The 21,443-nt window shown below is 58.7% G+C and carries 18 protein-coding genes; 16 read left to right on the plus strand and 2 right to left on the minus strand.

Annotated elements, in window-relative coordinates:
- Positions 1–39 precede the first annotated feature (39 nt).
- Complete coding sequence (gene hmpA, locus ACN28Q_RS17965) at positions 40–1,230, minus strand: NO-inducible flavohemoprotein (protein WP_095847590.1); 1,191 nt, start codon at positions 1,228–1,230, stop codon at positions 40–42.
- A 602-nt stretch (positions 1,231–1,832) separates the two neighbouring features.
- On the opposite strand from hmpA, the gene glyA reads away from it, so the two are divergent.
- From glyA to ACN28Q_RS17985, 4 genes are all read left to right on the plus strand, one after another.
- A complete protein-coding gene (gene glyA, locus ACN28Q_RS17970) occupies positions 1,833–3,086 on the plus strand; it encodes a serine hydroxymethyltransferase (RefSeq protein WP_095847591.1) in 1,254 nt (417 codons plus the stop codon).
- Positions 3,087–3,259: 173 nt separating this feature from the next.
- Positions 3,260–4,396: a 3-phenylpropionate MFS transporter gene (locus tag ACN28Q_RS17975; RefSeq protein WP_095847592.1), complete on the plus strand. Its 1,137-nt coding sequence runs from the start codon at positions 3,260–3,262 to the stop codon at positions 4,394–4,396.
- A 58-nt stretch (positions 4,397–4,454) separates the two neighbouring features.
- Positions 4,455–5,123: a DUF1007 family protein gene (locus tag ACN28Q_RS17980; protein WP_095847593.1), complete on the plus strand. Its 669-nt coding sequence runs from the start codon at positions 4,455–4,457 to the stop codon at positions 5,121–5,123.
- Positions 5,114–6,136 carry a nickel/cobalt transporter gene (locus ACN28Q_RS17985; RefSeq protein WP_095847594.1) on the plus strand — a complete coding sequence of 341 codons (1,023 nt, stop codon included), beginning with the start codon at positions 5,114–5,116 and terminating at the stop codon, positions 6,134–6,136. Before ACN28Q_RS17980 ends, ACN28Q_RS17985 begins: the two co-directional genes overlap by 10 nt.
- A gap of 79 nt (positions 6,137–6,215) precedes the next feature.
- On the opposite strand, the gene suhB is transcribed toward ACN28Q_RS17985, so the two are convergent.
- The gene (gene suhB / locus ACN28Q_RS17990; RefSeq protein WP_095847595.1) at positions 6,216–7,019 is read right to left on the minus strand and encodes an inositol-1-monophosphatase; all 804 of its coding nucleotides are present in this window, start codon (positions 7,017–7,019) and stop codon (positions 6,216–6,218) included.
- Positions 7,020–7,137: 118 nt separating this feature from the next.
- On the opposite strand from suhB, the gene trmJ reads away from it, so the two are divergent.
- The 12 genes from trmJ to ACN28Q_RS18050 all read left to right on the plus strand — a co-directional run bounded on the left by trmJ (position 7,138) and on the right by ACN28Q_RS18050 (position 21,425).
- Entirely contained in the window at positions 7,138–7,872 is a 735-nt protein-coding gene (gene trmJ, locus ACN28Q_RS17995; RefSeq protein ID WP_095847596.1) for a tRNA (cytosine(32)/uridine(32)-2'-O)-methyltransferase TrmJ, read from the plus strand.
- Positions 7,873–8,064: 192 nt separating this feature from the next.
- A complete protein-coding gene (gene iscR / locus ACN28Q_RS18000; RefSeq protein ID WP_095847597.1) occupies positions 8,065–8,559 on the plus strand; it encodes a Fe-S cluster assembly transcriptional regulator IscR in 495 nt (164 codons plus the stop codon).
- A 55-nt stretch (positions 8,560–8,614) separates the two neighbouring features.
- On the plus strand, positions 8,615–9,829 hold the full coding sequence (gene iscS / locus ACN28Q_RS18005; RefSeq protein ID WP_095847598.1) for a cysteine desulfurase: 1,215 nt from the start codon (positions 8,615–8,617) through the stop codon (positions 9,827–9,829).
- Positions 9,830–9,856: 27 nt separating this feature from the next.
- On the plus strand, positions 9,857–10,243 hold the full coding sequence (gene iscU, locus ACN28Q_RS18010) for a Fe-S cluster assembly scaffold IscU (protein WP_095847599.1): 387 nt from the start codon (positions 9,857–9,859) through the stop codon (positions 10,241–10,243).
- A 102-nt stretch (positions 10,244–10,345) separates the two neighbouring features.
- Positions 10,346–10,669 (plus strand): iron-sulfur cluster assembly protein IscA, encoded by a 324-nt coding sequence (iscA, locus tag ACN28Q_RS18015; protein ID WP_095847600.1) that lies wholly within the window; start codon positions 10,346–10,348, stop codon positions 10,667–10,669.
- Between the two features lie 90 nt (positions 10,670–10,759).
- Entirely contained in the window at positions 10,760–11,278 is a 519-nt protein-coding gene (gene hscB, locus ACN28Q_RS18020; RefSeq protein WP_095847601.1) for a co-chaperone HscB, read from the plus strand.
- A 92-nt stretch (positions 11,279–11,370) separates the two neighbouring features.
- A complete protein-coding gene (gene hscA / locus ACN28Q_RS18025; RefSeq protein WP_095847602.1) occupies positions 11,371–13,221 on the plus strand; it encodes a Fe-S protein assembly chaperone HscA in 1,851 nt (616 codons plus the stop codon).
- Between the two features lie 2 nt (positions 13,222–13,223).
- The gene (gene fdx, locus ACN28Q_RS18030; RefSeq protein ID WP_095847603.1) at positions 13,224–13,559 is read left to right on the plus strand and encodes an ISC system 2Fe-2S type ferredoxin; all 336 of its coding nucleotides are present in this window, start codon (positions 13,224–13,226) and stop codon (positions 13,557–13,559) included.
- 44 nt (positions 13,560–13,603) lie between these two features.
- Positions 13,604–13,804: a Fe-S cluster assembly protein IscX gene (gene iscX / locus ACN28Q_RS18035; RefSeq protein WP_095847604.1), complete on the plus strand. Its 201-nt coding sequence runs from the start codon at positions 13,604–13,606 to the stop codon at positions 13,802–13,804.
- Positions 13,805–13,934: 130 nt separating this feature from the next.
- On the plus strand, positions 13,935–15,230 hold the full coding sequence (gene pepB, locus ACN28Q_RS18040) for an aminopeptidase PepB (RefSeq protein WP_095847605.1): 1,296 nt from the start codon (positions 13,935–13,937) through the stop codon (positions 15,228–15,230).
- 77 nt (positions 15,231–15,307) lie between these two features.
- Positions 15,308–16,138 carry an enhanced serine sensitivity protein SseB gene (gene sseB / locus ACN28Q_RS18045; RefSeq protein WP_095847606.1) on the plus strand — a complete coding sequence of 277 codons (831 nt, stop codon included), beginning with the start codon at positions 15,308–15,310 and terminating at the stop codon, positions 16,136–16,138.
- Positions 16,139–16,439: 301 nt separating this feature from the next.
- Positions 16,440–21,425: an alpha-2-macroglobulin family protein gene (locus ACN28Q_RS18050; RefSeq protein WP_095847607.1), complete on the plus strand. Its 4,986-nt coding sequence runs from the start codon at positions 16,440–16,442 to the stop codon at positions 21,423–21,425.
- The last annotated feature ends 18 nt before the right edge of the window (positions 21,426–21,443 follow it).

A 21,443-nucleotide genomic window follows, 5' to 3' on the forward strand; every position in this document is an offset into this window, starting at 1 on the left:
CACGAGCCACTTCCACCATAGGGAAGCGGCTCGTGGGAATTACAGGATCTTATGCGGGCCAAAGCATTCGTAATGAAGGCGTTCCGCCGCCACTCCCTGCTCCAGCAATTGTTGCGCGATAAACTGCATAAATGCCACTGGCCCGCAGAAGTAGAATTGCATCTGCGGATCGGCCAGCGCGCTGCCTAATTGATCGAACGCCATCAACCCGCGGTGTTGGTAATCTTGGCCAGCGACATCGTTCGCCCCCGGTTCACGGTACCAAACGTGGCGGCTCAGGTTTGGCATCTGGCCGGCAATCGCCGCCACTTCATCGGCAAAGGCGTGCACCGCGCCATTTTCTGCCGCATGTAGCCAATACACCGGCGCCGTGTGCCGTTGGTTATGCAATGTATGGAGCATGCTGAGCATCGGGGTTTGGCCAACGCCGGCCGAAATCAGCGCAATCGGTGTGCCGGGCTGCTCATCAAGGAAAAAATCACCGTGCGGCGCGGCCAGTTCGATCACATCGCCTGGTTGGCTATGCTGGTGCAGAAAACCAGAGACAGCGCCGTGATCTTCGCGCTTTACCGCGATGCGATAATACTCGCCGTTAGGGGCGGTGGTCAGTGAATACTGGCGGATCTCCTGTTGCGGCAGGCTAGGGTGGCGCAGGTAAACCGCCAGATATTGCCCCGGTTGGTAGTCTGCCACGCGGCGGCCGTCAACCGGCGCCAGCGTCAGGCTGCAGATCGCTTCGCTCTGCATCTGCTTGCTGACAATACGGAACGGCCGCAGGCCGCGCCAGCCGCCGTTGGCCCCGGCGCTTTCATCATAGATTTGTTCTTCGCGCTGGATAAAAACGTTGGCCAGCACGCCATATGCTTTACCCCAGGCATCCAATACCTGGTCGCCGGGGCTGAACATTTCATCCAGCGTCGCCAGCAGGTGTTGGCCGACAATCTGATATTGCTCCGGCTGAATATTGAAGCTGGCGTGCTTCTGGGCGATGCGCTCCACCGCCGGCAGCAACGCCGCCAGGTTTTCCAGGTTGCTGGCATAGGCGCAGATGGCATCGAACAACGCCTGGCGCTGATCGCCGTTGCGCTGGTTGCTCATGTTGAAAATGTCTTTCAACTCGGGGTTATGGCTGAACATACGATCGTAGAAATGAGCGGTTAGCTTCGGCCCGGTTGCAGCCAGCAGGGGAATAGTGGATTGAACGGTGGCGATGGTTTGGCTATCTAGCATGGTGACGCTCCTTAAGGGATATACCTTTCATTCTTTCTGGCCGCAGCTACGTTGGCTCTGTTACCCGTCCTAAGGGGCCAGCGTTAACGCAAACGCAGTTTAAAACGCGTTGGCAGGTTGTTTTGCGGCTCGAATGTATTGGGTAGAGTTCCTGGGGTGAGTTAAATGTTGCATTTTAAATGCATCTTATTGGGTGCGACTACGTTTGTAAATACCCCCAGAATCGTTATGGCGGCGCCAGGGCATGCAGAACATGAAAAACACGCATTCACGATATGAGGAAAAGTCCGTTGCCTGGATGGCCAATTTGGCGGGTGAAATCCTTGCCGGGCCTAAAGCCAATCGTTTGCGTAAAAACCTCTGTCAAGGCCTATCTTCAACGGGGGAAAACAGTTTACACTGTTAGCCAGAACCCAACCTGGGTAGGTATACCCTTCCTCTTTCTTGTTGCAGCGGTGTTGGCCCCGCGCCTTCATCCTCAGTCACCTGGGTGAAACCGGCGCCTGAGGATTGATGCGCGTGCCGGCAGGCAACAACGCAGAGTTTATGGGTATATTTTTGGTGATTTTTTTAGTTAGCTGATTGAAGTCAGGAGATGCCGGATGTTAAAGCGTGAAATGAACATTGCCGATTACGATGCCGAACTGTGGCGAGCAATGGAGCAGGAAGTGGTGCGTCAGGAAGAGCACATTGAGCTGATTGCTTCTGAAAACTACACCAGTCCGCGCGTTATGCAGGCACAGGGTTCCCAGTTGACCAACAAATACGCGGAAGGCTATCCAGGCAAGCGTTACTATGGCGGTTGCGAATACGTTGATATCGTTGAACAACTAGCGATCGATCGCGCAAAAGCGCTGTTCGGCGCAGATTATGCCAACGTTCAGCCGCACTCCGGCTCCCAGGCTAACTTTGCCGTCTATACCGCGCTGCTGCAGCCGGGCGACACCATCCTGGGCATGAGCCTGGCGCACGGCGGCCATCTGACTCACGGTTCCCCGGTCAACCTGTCCGGTAAACTGTACAACGTGATTTCTTACGGCATCGACGATAAAGGCCAGATTGACTATAACGAGCTGGCTGAACTGGCGAAAACCCATAAACCAAAAATGATCGTGGGTGGTTTCTCTGCCTATTCCGGCGTGGTTGACTGGGCAAAAATGCGTGAAATCGCTGACAGCATCGGCGCTTACCTGTTTGTGGACATGGCCCACGTGGCCGGCCTGGTGGCAGCAGACGTTTACCCTAACCCGGTTCCCCATGCCCACATCGTGACCACCACCACCCACAAAACCCTGGCTGGCCCACGCGGTGGCCTGATCCTGGCGAAGGGTGGCGATGAAGATCTGTACAAAAAACTGAACTCCGCCGTGTTCCCTGGCGGCCAGGGCGGCCCGCTGATGCACGTGATCGCCGGTAAAGCGGTGGCGCTGAAAGAAGCCATGGAGCCAGAGTTTAAAGTTTACCAGCAACAGGTTGCCAAAAACGCCAAGGCGATGGTTGAAGTGTTCCTGGAACGTGGTTACAACGTCGTTTCCGGCGGGACGCATAACCACCTGTTCCTGCTGGATCTGGTTGATAAAAACCTGACCGGTAAAGAAGCCGATGCCGCACTGGGCCGCGCTAACATCACGGTGAACAAAAACAGTGTGCCAAACGATCCGAAAAGCCCGTTCGTCACCTCCGGCGTGCGTATCGGTACGCCTTCCGTAACGCGCCGCGGCTTTAAAGAAGCGGACGTGCGTGAACTGGCCGGTTGGATCTGCGACGTGCTGGACAACATCAATGATGAAGCCACGATCGAACGTACCAAGAAGAAAGTGCTGGAAATCTGTGCGCGCCTGCCGGTTTATGCCTAAACATGGGCATCGCAGCGTCTGCTGACGCTGCGCAAAGACGGCGGTAAACGAACGGAGAATGCCTTTTGGCTATTCTCCGTTTTTTTATGCCTGGGCCGCCGCCCGGCTGGCAACGTGAGCCTTGCGGGCAGGGGGGGCCTCTGTCAAAGTATTGCCCTTACACCGGAGGGTTCATGGTCCTGCAATCAACGCGTTGGCTCGCGCTCAGTTATTTCACCTACTTTTTTTCCTATGGCATTTTCTTGCCTTTCTGGGGCGTGTGGCTCAAAGGCGAAGGCCTGGCGCCGGACACCATCGGTATTCTGCTGGGCGCCGGCCTGGTGGCGCGTTTTCTGGGCAGCCTGCTGATTGCGCCGCGGGTAAAAGAGCCCGCGCATCTGGTTAGCGCATTGCGCCTGCTGGCCTTGTTGGCGCTGGCCTTTGCGGTGGGGTTCTGTTTTGGTGAAGGCTGGGCCTGGCTGATGCTGGTGATTGCCGGGTTTAACCTGTTTTTCTCGCCGCTGGTGCCGCTCACCGATGCTCTGTCTGCCACCTGGCAAAAGCAGATCGCTATGGATTACGGCCGGGTGCGGCTGTGGGGATCGCTGGCGTTTGTGATTGGCTCGGCGCTGACCGGCAAGCTGGTTTCGGTGTGGGGGCATAACGCCATTCTGTTTAGCCTGATCGCTAGCCTGTGCGCCATGCTGCTCGGCATGTTGCTCAAACCTAGCGTCATGCCGAAAGGGGAGGCGCGCGGCCCGGCGGGATCCACGCGCAGCTGGCGTGCGCTGCTAACGCAGGGGCCGGTCTGGCGCTTCTTACTTTGCGTTACCCTATTGCAGGGCGCGCACGCCGGCTATTACAGCTTTGCCTCGATTTACTGGCAGGATGCCGGCTATTCTGCCGCAACCATCGGCTACCTCTGGTCACTGGGGGTGGTGGCGGAAATCGTCATTTTTGCCAGCAGCAATGTGCTGTTCCGCCGCTGGAGCGCCAGCCACCTGCTGTTGCTTTCCGCCTGCTGCGGTATGGTGCGCTGGAGCCTGATGGCATCCTCAACCGACCTGAACTTGCTGTTGCTAATCCAGGTGCTGCACTGTGGGACGTTTACCGTCTGCCACCTGGCGGCGATGCGCTTTATCACCGCCTATAAAGGCATTGAGGTGATTCGCCTGCAGGCAGTGTATTCAGGATTGGCGATGGGCGGTGGCATTGCGGTGATGACGGTGCTTGCCGGCTTCCTGTTTGAACACTGGGGCGGTGGATTATTCTGGGTGATGGCGGCGCTGGCGCTGCCTGCGTTGTTCATTCGCCCAGCGGTGGTGCGTTAAGTCGGGGGTATCGCGCTTACGATGCCCGCGGCGTTTAACCGCCGTTTAGCCTCTGTTTATGTTGTTTTACACCAAGAGCGAATATGCTTTGATCATGAAGATACGTGGTTTACTGGCCGGATTATTCATGCTGTTTTGCGGTGGCGTTGCCGCCCATCCGCACAGTTTTATCGATATCAACACCACCTTGGTGGTGAAAGACGGCAAGCTCCAGGGGCTGAAAATGGTGTGGGTGATGGATGAGATTACGTCTGCCGATCTGCTCTATGATGCACAGAATGCCAAAAGCGATTCCGAAATTTGGAAAAAGCTGGCGGCAGAGGTGATGGCCAATGTGCTCGGCCAGCGTTACTTTACCGACATCTACCGCGACGGCAAACCGGTGAAATACCTGAACCTGCCGCCGGAATACCATCTTTCGCGCCAGGGCAACCAGGCGGTGTTGGAGTTTATCCTGCCGTTGGCCACGCCGCAGCCGCTGGCCGGCAAGCCGTTTGAAATCTCCACCTACGATCCCACCTACTTTGTCGATATGAGCTACAAAGATGAGAAAGCCATTCATCTGCCGCCAGAAATCGCTCAGCAGTGCAAGTTTACGCTGAAGACGCCAAAGCCGGATGCCTCACTGCAGGCGTATGCGCTGTCTTTGGATAAAAACGATTCCCCCGGCGAAGATATGGCGCTGGGGCAGCAGTTTGCACAACGGATAACGCTGCAATGTCAATAAACCTTAGCCAGCCGCCTGCCAGCCAACGCCATTGGGCTTTCAGCCTGTGGCCGTTGGCGCTATTCCTGCTGGTGTTGGCCGCTGGCGCGCAGATTGCGTGGCATTTCTGGCCGCAGATCGTGATGCAAAGCGTGATATGGCAGAAAAGCCTGCACCAGGAGATGGCCGGGCTGATGCAACAGGTTAAAGCCGCGCCACGGCAGGCCGGGATAACGCTGCTCTTGTTCAGCCTGGGCTATGGCGTGCTGCATGCGCTGGGGCCGGGGCACGGTAAAGTGGTGATCGCCACCTACCTGGCGACGCATCCAGCACGGTTGAAAAGCAGCCTGAAACTGACTTTTGTTTCTTCACTGGTTCAGGGGCTGGTGGCTATCGCGCTGGTCACGCTGGTGCTGGTGGTATTACAGCTTTCTTCCCGCCAACTGCACCAGAGCAGCTTCTGGATGGAGAAGGGCAGTTTCTTGCTGGTGATTGTGTTGGGCGTGATGCTGAGCTGGCGGGCGTTGAAGCAACTTTACCACACCATTAAGGCGCTAAAGCCGGCACCGGGGCTGCGGATCAACCGCTTGCAGCCGCTGCCGGCGGGCCATGTGCACAGCGCCAACTGCGGCTGCGGCCACCGCCATTTGCCCAATGATGCCGAACTGCAGGCGGGCGGCGACTGGCGCACCCAGGCCGCCATCGTGTTGGCCATGGGGTTGCGGCCCTGTTCCGGCGCGATTTTGGTGCTGCTGTTTGCCAAAGTGCTCGGCGTGTATGTCTGGGGGGTAATTTCCGCGTTGGCAATGGCGTTGGGCACGTCGTTAACCATTTCTCTGCTGGCGCTGCTGGTGCATTACAGCCGCCAGATGGCGGAGCGCATTAGCCGCACACGAGCGCCGGCCGCCTGGCGCTCGGTCGCCTGGGGGGCGTTGGCGTTGGCCGGCGGGCTGATCCTGCTGTTCGCCGGGGTGCTGCTTTACCTGAGCGCCCAGCCGGAGCTTGGCGGCGGCATCCGGCCGTTTTCCCGCTGAGCGCCAGTGCAGTACGCACCATAAAAAATGCCAGTCGGCGTGAGCGGACTGGCATAGATTAGGTGCTGCAACGGGCGGATTAGCGTTTTAGCGCTTCGCTTAATTCTTCACGCATGGTCGACAGCAGCCCTTTCACTACGCGCGGGTTGCCTGCCACCACATTGCCAGAGCTGAAATGGTTATGGCCGCCGACAAAGTCGGTCACCACGCCACCGGATTCACGCACCAGCAGTTCACCGGCGGCAAAATCCCATGGCTTCAGGCCAATTTCAAAGAAACCGTCAACGCGGCCAGCGGCAACATAGGCCAGATCCAGCGCGGCGGAGCCGGTGCGGCGGAAGTCTGCGCACTGGGTGAACAGTTTGCCCACCAGGTTGATATAGGCCGGCGCATGCTGTTTGGCCTTGAACGGGAAGCCGGTTGCCAGGATGGTGCCATCCAGATCTTTGGCGTGGGTGCCGCGTAGGCGGTAACCATTGAGCTGTGCGCCCTGGCCACGGCTAGCGGTAAAGAGTTCGTTGCGCATTGGATCGTACACGACGGCGACTTCAGTGCGGCCTTTAATACGTACGGCAATGGAAACGGAGAAATGAGGAAAACGCTTGATGAAGTTTGACGTGCCATCCAGTGGATCGATCACCCATTGTACATCCTGGTCTTCGCCAACCAGTTCGCCGCGTTCTTCCGTAATAATGGTGTGCTGCGGGTAGGATTTGCGAATGACGTCGATGATCAGATGCTCTGCATCGCGATCGACGTTAGTGACGAAATCGTTGGTCCCTTTCTGGCTCGCTTCTACAGCGTCCGGGGTTTCATAGTTTTTGGCAATCAGGTTACCGGCCTTGCGCGCAGCGCGCACGGCGATAGTCAGCATCGGATGCATGGGTATCTTCCACTAGGATGTTAAAGAACAGGAAACGGCGCAGAGTATAGCAGGTGTTCGGCAAAATACCTATGCCTGTGTTAAGATGCTGCGATTTTCCGCTACGTTTAGAGTTTGTATGCTGCATAATATCCGCATTGTTCTGGTAGAAACCTCCCATACCGGCAACATGGGCTCCACCGCCAGAGCCATGAAAACCATGGGGTTGACCAACCTCTATCTGGTTAATCCCTTAGTCAAACCCGATTCCCAGGCGATTGCCCTGGCCGCCGGCGCCAGCGACGTGATCGGCCATGCCACCATTGTTGACAGTTTCGATCAGGCCATCGCCGGTTGTGGGTTGGTGGTGGGCACCAGTGCGCGTTCACGCACGCTGCCCTGGCCGATGCTGGAGCCGCGCGAGTGCGGCGTGCGCGCCGTGCAGGAAAGCGAACAGGCACCGGTGGCGCTGGTCTTCGGCCGCGAACGCGTGGGCCTGACCAACGATGAGCTACAAAAGTGCCACTACCACGTCGCCATTCCCGCCAACCCGGAATACAGCTCGCTGAACCTGGCGATGGCGGTGCAGATCCTGGCGTACGAAGTGCGCGTTGCTTACCTGGATCGCCAGCAGCAGGGCGCCGCGCCGCAGGAAGCCTCGCCTTATCCGTTGGTGGACGATCTGGAACGCTTTTATCAGCATCTGGAGCAGACGCTGCAAAAAACCGGCTTTATTCGCCCGGCCCACCCTGGGCAGGTGATGAACCGTTTGCGCCGTTTATTTGCTCGCGCGCGGCCTGAAGCCCAAGAGCTGAACATCCTGCGCGGCATGCTGACTTCGATCGAAAAACAGGATAAACATCAAGGAAATTAATTTAACGCGGCCTAGAAAGAAACGGTAATGGCATTTATTTTCAGTGGGTTATAACATGTATTTGAGATGCTACCGTTAGGAAAAAACTCAAAAATGCTAATACTTGAGTAAATTACTCGGTTAAATAGTTGACTGATTTACTCGGGAATGTCAGACTCCGGCTATGTTCCACCAACAGGTAACCATTTAGCTATGAGACTGACATCCAAAGGCCGTTATGCCGTAACCGCAATGCTCGATGTGGCATTACACTCCCAGGACGGGCCAGTTCCTCTGGCGGATATTTCTGAGCGCCAGGGTATTTCGCTCTCCTATCTGGAACAACTCTTCTCGCGCCTGCGTAAAAATGGCCTGGTGGCCAGCGTGCGTGGGCCAGGCGGTGGTTATCTGCTGGGCAAAGACGCTGGCGAAATTGCCGTTGGCGCCGTGATTACCGCCGTCGATGAATCCGTCGATGCTACCCGTTGCCAGGGCAAAGAAGGCTGCCAGGGCGGCGATCGCTGCCTGACGCACACCCTGTGGCGCGATCTGAGCGAGCGCATCAGCGGGTTCCTCAACAGCATTACGTTGGCTGAACTGGTCAACAATCAGGAAGTTCTTGATGTCGCGGATCGCCAAAACAACGATACGCGCCGCACGGCGACCAGCCGTTCACAAGAAACGATCAACGTTAATCTGCGCGCATAAGCAGATAGCGGCAAGTTATTTTGTTTTTGGAAGTGATGTACGGAGCATAAGAGTAATGAAATTACCGATCTATCTGGATTACTCAGCAACGACGCCGGTTGATCCGCGCGTTGCTGAGAAGATGATGCAGTTTTTGACCCTGGACGGCACTTTCGGTAACCCTGCTTCCCGCTCCCACCGTTTCGGGTGGCAGGCCGAAGAAGCCGTCGATATCGCGCGTAACCAAATAGCAGAACTCGTCGGGGCCGATCCACGCGAGATCGTGTTCACCTCCGGCGCCACGGAATCCGACAACCTGGCGATCAAAGGTGCTGCCAATTTCTATCAGAAAAAGGGCAAGCACATCATCACCTGTAAAACCGAACACAAAGCCGTACTGGACACCTGCCGCCAGTTGGAGCGTGAAGGGTTCGAAGTCACTTATCTGGCACCGCAGAGCAACGGCATTATCGATCTGCAGGCGCTGGAAGCGGCGTTGCGTGATGACACCATTTTGGTTTCCATCATGCATGTGAACAACGAAATCGGCGTGGTGCAGGATATCGCGGCTATCGGCGAAATGTGCCGCGCGCGCGGGATTATTTACCACGTCGATGCCACGCAAAGCGTGGGCAAACTGCCGATCGATCTGAGCAAGCTGAAAGTGGATCTGATGTCGTTCTCCGGCCATAAAATCTATGGGCCGAAAGGCATCGGTGCGCTGTATGTGCGCCGCAAACCGCGGATCCGCATTGAAGCGCAAATGCACGGCGGCGGGCACGAACGCGGCATGCGTTCCGGTACCCTGCCGGTGCACCAGATCGTCGGTATGGGCGAAGCCTACCGCATCGCCAAAGAAGAAATGACCACCGAAATGGAACGCTTGCGCGCCCTGCGCGATCGTCTGTGGAACGGTGTGAAAGATTTAGAAGAAGTTTACCTGAACGGCGATCTGCAACAGGGCGCTCCCAACATCCTGAACGTCAGCTTCAACTATGTTGAAGGTGAATCGCTGATCATGGCGCTGAAAGACCTGGCCGTTTCCTCTGGTTCCGCCTGCACCTCCGCCAGCCTGGAGCCTTCCTATGTGCTGCGTGCACTGGGCATGAATGATGAACTCGCCCATAGCTCGATCCGCTTCTCTCTGGGGCGTTTCACCACCGAAGAAGAGATCGATTACGCCATTCAACTGGTGCGTAAATCCATCGGCCGCCTGCGCGATCTTTCCCCGCTGTGGGAAATGTTCAAGCAGGGCGTGGATATCAACAGCATTGAATGGGCACACCATTAAGTTCTCAGGATTTTAGGAGCAAAGGTCATGGCTTACAGCGAAAAAGTAATCGATCACTATGAAAACCCGCGTAACGTCGGTTCGTTCGACAATGCCGATCCTTCCGTGGGCAGCGGTATGGTGGGTGCACCGGCCTGCGGCGACGTGATGAAGCTGCAGATTAAGGTTAACCAGGCGGGCATCATTGAAGACGCGCGTTTTAAAACCTACGGCTGCGGCTCTGCTATCGCTTCCAGCTCGTTGGTAACCGAATGGATGAAAGGCAAGTCTCTTGAACAGGCCGAAGCGATCAAAAACACGCAGATCGCCGAAGAGCTGGAGCTGCCGCCGGTTAAAATCCACTGCTCGATTCTGGCGGAAGACGCCATCAAAGCAGCGATCGCCGACTACAAAAGCAAAAGCAGCGCCAAGTAGTTATTGTTGAATGATATCCCACGTTTTCAACGCTTGCCGCGGCGGTTGCATGCAATCGCCCGGCCGTGGTTGTGAACGTGGGAGGGTAAGTGTGAGGTTGTCATGTCGATTACGATGAGCGACAGCGCGGCGCAGCGGGTTCAGGCATTTTTGGCTAACCGTGGCAAAGGCCTTGGCCTGCGCCTTGGGGTGCGAACCTCCGGCTGCTCCGGGATGGCATACGTGCTGGAATTCGTTGACGAAGTTAACGGCGACGACGTGGTGTTTGAAGACAAGGGCGTTAAGGTGATTATTGACGGCAAAAGCCTGGTGTACCTTGACGGCACGGAGCTTGATTTCGTTAAGGAAGGCCTGAACGAAGGCTTCAGGTTCAACAACCCGAACGTCTCAAACGAGTGCGGCTGCGGCGAAAGTTTCAACGTCTGACGGCCAGTATCGTGTTCCACCGCAACCCGCTTGCGGTTTAATGACAAGTCCCCGGCGCAGGCGGGGGGCCTCAAACCACCAGAGCACGCTATGGATTACTTTACTTTATTCGGGTTGCCGGTTCGCTATGCGCTGGACGGTAGCCTGCTTGCATCCCGTTTTCAGGATATGCAGCGCCAATTTCACCCCGACCGCAACGCCCTTCAGCCGGAGCGCGAACGCCTGATGGCGCTCACGCAGGCGGCGACCATCAACGAAGCCTATCAAACCCTGCGGCACCCGTTAAAACGCGCAGAGTATATGTTATCGTTGCACGGTTTTGATCTGAGCAATGAGCAACATACCCTGCGTGATACCGCGTTTCTGATGGAGCAGTTGGAACTGCGCGAAGCGCTGGACGCCATTGAACAGCAAGCGGATGAAAATGCGCTCGCCCGTTTTGCCGCGCAGTTGGCCACGATGATCAAACAGCGCAGCGCAACGATGGTGGAACAGTTGGACGGCCAGCAGTGGCCCGTGGCCGCCGATACCGTCCGTAAACTGCGTTTTCTGGATAAGCTTCAGCAACAGGTTGAACAACTCGAAGAAAAATTGCTGGGTTTTGAATAACATACTCTAGACAATCCGGAGCCTGAGCGCGGCCGATGCACAGGCGACTTAACGGATGACGCGTATTACATTTTGCTTGTGGAAGCCTCAATATGGCCTTATTACAAATTAGTGAGCCCGGCCTGAGTTCAGCACCGCACCAGCGCCGTTTAGCTGCCGGTATAGACTTGGGCACCACCAATTCGCTGGTTGCCACCGTGCGCAGCGGGCAGGCTGAAACCCTGGCCGATGCCCAAGGGCAACACCTTTTGCCTTCCGTCGTGCACTACCAGGCCGGCGGCCACAACGTCGGCTGGGCGGCGCGCGCGCAAGCGGCGCAGGATCCGACCAATACCATCAGTTCGATCAAGCGCATGATGGGCCGTTCATTGGCCGATGTCTCCGCCCGTTATCCCAATCTGCCGTACTCATTTCAGGCCAGCGACAACGGTTTGCCGCTGATCGCCACCGCCGGCGGGCTGGTCAACCCGGTCAGCGTGTCGGCCGACATTCTCAAGGTACTTGGCACACGGGCGCAAGCGGCGTTGGCAGGGGAGCTTGATGGCGTCGTGATCACGGTACCCGCCTATTTCGACGATGCGCAGCGCCAGGGCACCAAAGACGCCGCGCGCCTGGCCGGCCTGCATGTGCTGCGTTTACTGAACGAACCGACCGCGGCGGCGATCGCCTACGGCCTGGATTCCGGCCATGAAGGGGTGATCGCCGTTTACGATTTGGGTGGCGGCACCTTTGATATTTCCATTCTGCGGCTGAGCCGCGGCGTATTTGAAGTGTTGGCGACCGGCGGCGACTCCGCGCTGGGCGGCGATGACTTTGATCACCTGCTGGCTGATTGGCTGCGTGAGCAAGCCGGCATCGCCGATCGCAGCGATCATGGCATACAGCGCCAGTTGCTGGACGCGGCCATCCAGGCAAAAATCGCTCTGAGCGAAGCCGATGTTGCCACGGTCACCGTCGCCGGCTGGCAGGGCAGCTTGACCCGCCAGCAGTTTGAGGCGCTGATCGCAACGCTGGTGAAACGCACGCTGGTGGCTTGCCGCCGCGCGCTAAAAGACGCCGGCGTCGCCACTGACGACGTGTTGCAAGTGGTGATGGTCGGCGGCTCCACCCGCGTGCCGCTGGTGCGCGAACGGGTGGGCGAATTCTTTGGCCGCACGCCGCTGACATCGATCGATCCCGATAAAGTGGTCGCCATTGGTGCGGCAATCCAGGCCGATATTTTAGTGGGCAACAAGCCCGACAGCGATATGCTGCTGCTGGATGTGATCCCACTGTCGCTCGGGCTGGAAACCATGGGCGGGCTGGTGGAGAAAGTGATCCCGCGCAATACCACCATCCCGGTGGCGCGCGCGCAGGAGTTCACCACCTTCAAAGATGGCCAAAGCGCCATGATGATCCATGTCCTGCAGGGCGAGCGCGAGCTGGTGCAGGATTGCCGTTCGCTGGCGCGTTTTACCCTGCGCGGCCTGCCGCCGCTGCCGGCAGGGGGCGCACATATTCGCGTGACCTTCCAGGTGGACGCCGACGGCCTGCTGAGCGTCAGCGCGATGGAAAAATCCACCGGCGTGGCCGCTGCTATTCAGGTGAAGCCGTCCTACGGCCTTTCCGACACTGAAATTGCCGGCATGATCGCGGATTCCATGGCCAATGCGCAAAGCGACATCGGCGCACGCCGGCTGGCGGAACAGCGGGTTGAGGCCGCCCGGGTGCTGGAAAGCCTGCACGGTGCATTGGCGAGCGACGCCGCGCTGCTGAGCGAAGCCGAAAGCCAGGCGATCGCTACGGCGCAGCAAAGCCTGCAGCAAGCGGTGCAGGGCAGCGATCCCGCTGCGATCGAAGCCGCAATAAAAACACTTGATGCAACAACGCAAAATTTTGCCGCGCGCCGCATGGATGCTTCCATTCGCCGGGCGTTGGCCGGTCATTCTGTGGATGAGGTTTAACCATGGCTAAAATTGTTTTCCTGCCCCATCAGGATCTGTGCCCGGAGGGCGCCGTGCTGGAGGCGATGGAAGGGGAGTCTATCCTGAACGTCGCGCTGCGCAACGGGATCGAAATTGAGCACGCCTGCGAGAAATCCTGCGCCTGCACCACCTGCCACTGCATCGTGCGTGAAGGTTTTGATTCGCTGGAAGAAAGCAGCGAACTGGAAGACGACATGCTGGATAAAGCCTGGGGGCTGGAGCCGGAAAGCCGCCTGAGCTGCCAGGCGCGTGTTACAGATGAAGATCTGGTGGTGGAAATTCCACGCTATACCATTAACCATGCGCGCGAGCATTAAAACACGCCGCCCAACGGCGCGTTTTGCTTAATCAGGAGATCATGATGGGATTAAAATGGACCGACAGCCGCGAAATTGGCGAAGCGCTGTACGATAACTATCCGGATACCGATCCGAAAACCGTCCGTTTTACCGATATGCACCAGTGGATTTGCGATCTGGACGAGTTTGATGACGATCCACAGGCTTCCAATGAGAAAATACTGGAAGCCATTCTGCTGGTCTGGTTAGATGAAGCGGAGTGAATAGCGCGGGCTGCCTAGGGCGGCCCATTTATTTTGTATCCGACACGATAACAAAACGACCCCATTGTTCCCCCTGGCCGCAACGGCGAAGCGGGGAAAATGCAAGGGACAGCAAAACCGGAGTAAGGCTATGACAACCGATATTATGCAGGTCACGCTCTCTCATACCCCCGCCGATGCGCGCTGGGGCGAAAAAGCGCTGTTGAGCACCAATAGCGAAGGCATGGTTATCCACCTGACCGGCGCCGAAGAACTGGCCGCCATCCAACGTGCGGGCCATAAAGTTGACGGCCAGGGCGTAAAAAAAGTGAAGCTGGCCGGCGAGGGCTGGGGGCTGGAGCAAAGCTGGGCGTTTTGGCAAGGTTTCCGCGGGCCGAAGGGCCAGCGCAGCATTGAATGGGCCGAACTGTCGCAGGATGCGCGCCAGGAACTGGATCGGCGCCTGAAGATCGTCGACTGGGTGCGTGACACCATCAACCTGCCAGCAGAGCAATTGGGGCCAGAGCAACTGGCAACCCGTGCGGTGGATTTGTTGTGCGACGTTGGCGGCGATGCCGTCTCCTACCGGATCACCAAAGGTGAAGATCTGCGTTCGCAGGAGTATGCCGGCCTGCATACGGTAGGCCGCGGTTCCGATCGCGCGCCGGTGCTGCTGGCGCTGGATTTCAACCCGACCGGTGATGCGCAGGCCCCGGTCTTTGCCTGCCTGGTGGGTAAAGGCATCACCTTTGACAGCGGCGGTTACAGCCTGAAGCCCAGCGGTTTTATGGATTCGATGAAATCGGACATGGGCGGCGCTGCCACCGTCACTGGTGCGCTGGCGCTGGCCGTTTCGCGCGGGCTGAACAAGCGCGTAAAGCTCTATCTGTGCTGCGCCGATAATATGGTGAGCGGCAATGCGTTCAAATTGGGCGATATCATCCGCTATCGCAACGGTAAAACCGTTGAAGTGATGAACACCGACGCCGAAGGGCGCCTGGTATTGGCCGACGGCTTGATTGACGCCTCTGAGCAAAACCCGGGGCTGATTATCGACTGCGCCACTCTGACCGGTGCGGCGAAAACGGCGCTCGGCAACGACTACCACGCCTTGTTCAGCTTTGATGATGCATTGGCGCAGGAACTGCTGGCCAGTGCCCAGGCGGAGAATGAACCGTTCTGGCGCCTGCCGCTGGCCGAGTTCCACCGTAGTCAGTTGCCGTCTAACTTTGCCGAGCTGAACAACGTGGCGGCGCCGGCCTACAGCGCCGGGGCCAGCACGGCGGCGGCTTTCCTGTCGCACTTCGTGAAAAATTACCACCAGGGCTGGCTGCACATTGACTGTTCGGCCACCTACCGCAAAGGGGCGGTGGAACAATGGTCGGCCGGCGCCACTGGTCTGGGCGTGCGCACCTTGGCCAACCTGCTGCTAAACAAAGCTAACTAAACGGCGGCCTGGCCATCACGTTGACGGGGGCTCGGCGCAGGCCGGGCCCTTTGGCTGTGTTGATATTGGAGTAAGCAATGAGCGCCACCCATAACGATAGCGCGCCCGGTGAAAACGAACTGGAGCGTTTGTTGAAACTGGCGGCCACGGAATCGGCCTATCGGCCGGCCTTTTTCCAGACGCTGCTGGACGCTACGGTCTACATTCTCGGCGACCGTGAACAACTGCCGGAGGTGGGCGAAATCGCGCTGAATGCCGACACGCCGGTGAATATCCAGCATTGGGAAAAGCAGGGCGGCGGCAGCGTGATCCCGTTTTTCTCTTCGCTGGAAGCCTTGCGCCAGGCGGTTGAAACCGAACAGCCGTTTATCGCCATGCCGGCGCGTGTGCTGTTTGAGCTGACTGAAGGGGCGGAGCTGTTTCTCAACCCGAAAGCGGAATACGGCAAAGAGTTCTACCCGGAAGAAGTGGCGATGCTGCTGGCCACCGGCGGCGTCGCCAAACCGGTCGAGCACTATGTTGATCAGGATACCCAGATCCTGCTGGGCCAGCCGGAGGTTTACCCGTCGGCGCTGGTCGACGCGTTGACCACACTGTTCAGCCAGCGCAAACCGGTGCGCCGCGCGTTTTTGGCGCTGATGCACGATCGCGCGGTGGATGAGCGGCCTAATCTGCTGGTGGGGCTGGAGATTGACGGCGATACAACGGATGTTGAGGCGTTAATCAACGAAGCGGGCAGCGTTGCCAGCGAAACCATGCCTGACGATGAACCGGTGGATTTTTGCCTGGTGTCGGAGAAAGAGCGTGGCGTCAGCCACTATCTGATCAGCCATACCCAGCCTTTTTATCAGCGCCGTTGGGGAAGTTGGTTACGCAATATCATCCCTTCCACCGATAAAACCCAGTAATTTGTTGCCGCCAGGATGCCGCCGCAGGCGGCGTCTTATCTGGCCTGCGCCGTTGATCCCTGGTGATTTAATGCGGCGCATTGCGCAAAGTCGGTGCAAAATATTTCGCCGCCCGGCGGCCTGCACGCTATTATTCTCCGCATATCTACCCAAAATAACTCGCGTTACAGGCCGTGCGCCGCAGAAGCGCGGCCCAGATATGGGCTGCGAAACTCCGGCAACGCACCGGCAACGTGAAGTGTGAAGGGTATTCCGCATTTTCGCCGTCAGGACTGCGCTTACCGTGCCAGGGAGTTAAACGATGAAATTATGCCGTCGCCGGGCATTTGCATCAGGCAAACCGCTTTTGCAGGGCATCTTATTGGCTAGCGGGTTATGGCTACTCGCCGCTTGTGATAATAATCCACCTGCTACACCCGCCGCTACTGGGCAACCCACTGCCGCCGCGCCGGCGAAAACGCCGGGTGGCGATGCACTGGCAGCGATGGCCCGGCGCGACGCCGGCAAACCGCTCAAACTGCTGGACGCGGCCGAACTGCAGTTGGATGGTGCCAGCGCCATGGTGCTGACCTTCTCCATCCCGCTGGATCCAAACCAGGATTTTATGGCACGCGTGCACCTGGTGGACAGCGCCAGTGGCAAAATTGACGGCGTTTGGGAGCTTGCCGATAACTTAACGGAGCTGCGCCTGCGCCATCTGCCGCCGAACCGCAAACTGGTGCTGACCGTCGAGGGCGGCTTGAAAGCGCTCAACGGCGCCGAGCTGGGCGGCCAGCAGCAGCAAACCCTGACGACCCGCGATATTACACCCAGCGTCGGCTTTGCCAGCAAAGGTTCTTTGTTGCCAACCAAGCTAGCTGCCGGGCTACCGGTCATGGCGCTTAACGTCGACAGCGTCGACGTGAATTTCTTCCGCATCAAAGCGGCTTCACTGCCCGCGTTTTTGGCCAATTGGGAATACCGCAGCGCGCTTTCCAGTTGGGAATCCGAAGATCTGCTGAAAATGGCGGATCTGGTTTATAGCGGGCGCTTTGATCTTAATCCCGCGCGCAATACCCGCGAGCGGCTACTGTTGCCGCTGGCCAGCATCGAAAAACTGCAGCAGCCGGGGGTTTATCTGGCGGTGATGCAGCAGGCCGGGCATTACGGGTACAGCAATCCGGCCACCCTGTTTACCCTGAGCGACATCGGCGTTTCTCTGCATAGCTACCATGATCGCCTTGATGTTTTCACCCAACGGTTGGAAAACGGCGGGGCCCTGGAAGGGGTAGAACTGAGCGTGCTGGATGAAAAAGGCCGGGCGCTGGCGCAGGCGAGCACGGATCGCCAGGGCCATGCCCAACTGGAAAAAAGCGCCAAGGCGCGGCTGCTGCTGGCGACCCAGCAGGGGCAAACCAGCATGATCGATCTGTCTGCGCCGGCGCTCGATCTGGCCGAGTTCGATATTGCGGGCCCGGCGGGCTACAGCAAACAGTTCTTTGCCTTTGGGCCGCGCGATATTTACCGGCCGGGTGAGACGCTGGTGGTCAACGGCCTGTTGCGTGATGCCAATGGCAAACCGCTGCCGGCCCAGCCGGTTAAGGTCGAGATCGTCAAGCCTGACGATCAGGTGGCGCGCAGCTTTGTCTGGCAGCCGCAAAACGGCCTGTATCAATACCAATATCCCATCGATCAAAACGCGCCGACCGGCACCTGGTCGCTGCGTTTCAATGTCGGCGACAATCAGCCGCGCCTGTATCAGTTCCGGGTGGAAGACTTTTTGCCGGAGCGTATGGCGCTGTCTATTGGTTCACAGCCGCAGCCGCTGCGCCCGGATGAACCGTTGGCGTTTAGCGTCAGCGGCCATTACCTCTATGGCGCGCCCGCCGCCGGCAACGCGTTGCAGGGGCAGCTGTTTCTGCGGCCCCTGCGCGAAGCCGTCAGCAGCCTGCCGGGTTATGAGTTTGGCTCCGTCACGGAAGAAAACCTGGTGCGCAATATGGACGAGTTTGATCAGGCGCTGGATGCCGCCGGTAAGGCGCAGATAGCGTTAGACAGCACTTGGGGCGGGGTAAAATCCCCGCTGAAGGCGGTTATTCAGGCCAGCCTGCTGGAATCCGGCGGCCGCCCGGTAACGCGCCGGGCCGAGCAGGCCATCTGGCCCGCGGCGGCGCTGCCGGGCATCCGCCCGCTGTTCAGCAAACAGCCGGTGTATGACTATCGCACCGACAGCCAGCAAATGCAGGCGATGGTGGATGAAAATAGCCAGGCGGGTTTTGATATCGTGTATGCCAACGCCGCCGGTGAAAAGCTGGCGGCTCATGGGCTGAAGGCGCGCCTGGTCCGTGAGCGGCGCGACTACTACTGGCAGTGGTCGGAAAGCGAAGGCTGGCAATCACTGTACGATAAAAAAGATCTGCCGCTGGCGGAGCAAACCGTGGATATCGCCGCCAACGGCAGCGCCAGGGTCAGCTTCCCGGTTGAGTGGGGGGCATATCGCCTGGAAGTGGTGGATCCGCAAAGCCACCTGTTGAGCAGCGTGCGTTTCTGGGCCGGCTACCGTTGGCAAGACAACACCGGCGGCAGCGGCGTGGTGCGCCCGGACCAGGTGAAGTTGAAGCTGGATAAACCGGCCTACGCGCCGGGTGAAAAAGCCCGCGTACGTATAGAAGCGCCTGCGGCAGGCAAAGGTTATCTGCTGGTGGAATCCAGCGATGGCCCATTGTGGTGGCAGGAGCTGGACGTGCCGGAAAACGGTGCCGAGGTTGAGGTGCCGGTCAATCAGGCGTGGGCCCGTCACGATCTTTACCTGAGCGCCCTGGTGATCCGCCCCGGCGATAAGCAACAGCAGGCGCTGCCGAAACGGGCAGTCGGGTTGCTGCATCTGCCGCTGGCGGGCGCCGATCGCAAGTTGGCGCTGGCGCTGGATGCGCCGGCACAAATACGGCCGAATAAAACGTTAACGGTAAAGGTTAAAGCGGCGCGCGGTAGCGGCGAGTTGCCAAAACAGATCAACGTGCTGCTTTCCGCCGTTGACAGCGGCATCCTGAATATCACCGGCTACGCAACGCCGGATCCGTATCAGGCGTTCTTTGGCCGCAAACGTTACGGCGCCGATCAATACGACGTTTACGGGCAGTTGATCGAAGGCAAAGGGCGGTTGGCCAGCCTGCGTTATGGCGGGGATGGCGACGATGAAGATCCGCTGGCGCGCGGCGGCAAAAAACCGATCAGCGCGGTGACGATCGTGGCGCAACAGGCGCAGCCCGTGGCGCTGGATGCCAACGACGAAGGCCTAATTACGCTTGCGATTCCTGATTTTAACGGTGAACTGCGCCTGATGGCACAGGCATGGAGCGATGAAGACTTCGGCAGCGCAGAAGGGAAAGTGATTGTGGCCGCGCCGCTGGTGGCAGAGCTGGCTACGCCGCGCTTCCTGGCCGGCGGCGACAGCACGCAGTTGGCGTTGGATCTTAGCAACCTGACCGGCCGGCCGCAGGCCCTGCAAGTGAAGCTGGCGGCCAGCGGTTTGCTTAGCCTGCAGGGCACCGGCGAACAGCAGGTTCAACTGGCCGCGGGCGAACGTAAAACGTTGCGGGTGCCGGTACAGGCGCTGGCGGGCTTCGGCCAGGGGGATGTGGCGCTGACCGTCAGCGGGTTAAATCTGCCGGGAGAGGACGTTGCGGATTATCAGCACCGTTGGCCCATCGGCGTGCGCCCGGCTTATCCTGGCCAAACCCGTCACTTTTCGGCCGTGATGCGCCCCGGCGAGGGCTGGGCATTGCCGCCGGAAGCCTATAGCGGGTTGGTGGCCTCCACGCTGGAAGGGCAGTGGGTGTTGAGCAGCCGCCCGCCGATCAATCTGGCGCGTTACGTTCGGGAACTGTACGCCTATCCATACGGCTGCCTGGAACAGACGACCAGCGGTCTGTTCCCTTCTCTGTATACCAACCGCGCGCAGCTTACCGCGCTGGGCATTAAAACCGGCAGCGATGAATCGCGTCGCCAAAGTATTGATGCCGGTATTGAGCATTTGCTCAGTATGCAGCGCTATAACGGCGGCTTTGGGTTATGGAGCCGCGAAAGCCAGGAGGAATTCTGGCTGACCGCCTACGCCACCGATTTCCTGGTTCGGGCCGGCGAGCAGGGCTACAGCGTGCCGGCGGATGCGCTGGCCAAGGCGAATGAACGTTTGCAGCGTTACCTGCAGGATCGCAACCAGATTGATGTGGCATACAGTTCATTCCCGGATCATACCCGCCTGGCGGTGCAGGCTTATGCCGGCTTGGTGCTGGCGCGGCAGCAGAAAGCCCCGTTGGGGGCGCTGCGCCAACTGTATGAACGCCGTGCGGATGCACGCTCCGGCCTGCCGCTGGTGCAGTTGGGCGTTGCTCTGAAATTGATGGGCGATATGCCGCGCGCCAACCAGGCGCTCGAACAGGGGCTGGCGATCCAGCGTAATGCCCGGGATTATCTGCTGGCCGATTACGGCAGCCCGTTGCGTGATGATGCGCTGATCTTGGCGCTATTGGCTGAAAACGACCTGCTGCCGCCAACGCGCGATCGGCTGCTGCTGTCGCTGAGCGAACGTCTTGTCGGCCAGGAATACTTATCCACACAGGAAAGCAACGCGCTGTTCCTGGCAACCCGTAATCTGATCGGCAGCACGCAAACGCACTGGCAGGCCCAGACGGCCGAAGGCGACACACTGGCGGGCGATCGGCCATGGGGGCAAACGCTGCCGGCAGATAAGCTGGCGGCCGGCATTCACCTGACCAATACCGGCACCGGCACGCTGTATGGCTTGCTTGATGTGGTGGGGTATCCGCAGCAGGCGCCGCCGCCCCATAGCAATGTGTTGAACATAGAGCGCGAGTTCCTGGGGCTTGATGGCAAGCCGTTGGCGCTTGATGCATTGAAAAGCGGTCAACTGGTGGTGGTGCATTTGGACATCTCGGCCACCACTCACGTGCCGGATGCGCTGGTGGTTGATCTGTTGCCGGCCGGCCTGGAGCTGGAAAACCAAAACCTGGCCGACAGCAGCGCCAGCCTGGAAGAAAGCGCCAGCAACCTGGCGGAGCTGTTGCAGGATATGCAGCAGGCGGAAATTCGCCATCAGGAGTTCCGTGACGATCGCTACGTAGCGGCGGTGGATATTGACGGTTACCGGCATACAACGCTGGTTTATCTGGCCCGTGCGGTGACGCCCGGCGTTTACCGGATCCCGGCGCCGCAGGTGGAATCAATGTACGTGCCCAACTGGCGCGCGGTGGGTGACACCCCGCAGCGGCTTGAGATTGGCCGCTAGGCTGGCCGCCCGCGGCGG

It is taken from the genome of Gibbsiella quercinecans, from assembly GCF_002291425.1.
Taxonomy (GTDB): Bacteria; Pseudomonadota; Gammaproteobacteria; order Enterobacterales; family Enterobacteriaceae; genus Gibbsiella; species Gibbsiella quercinecans.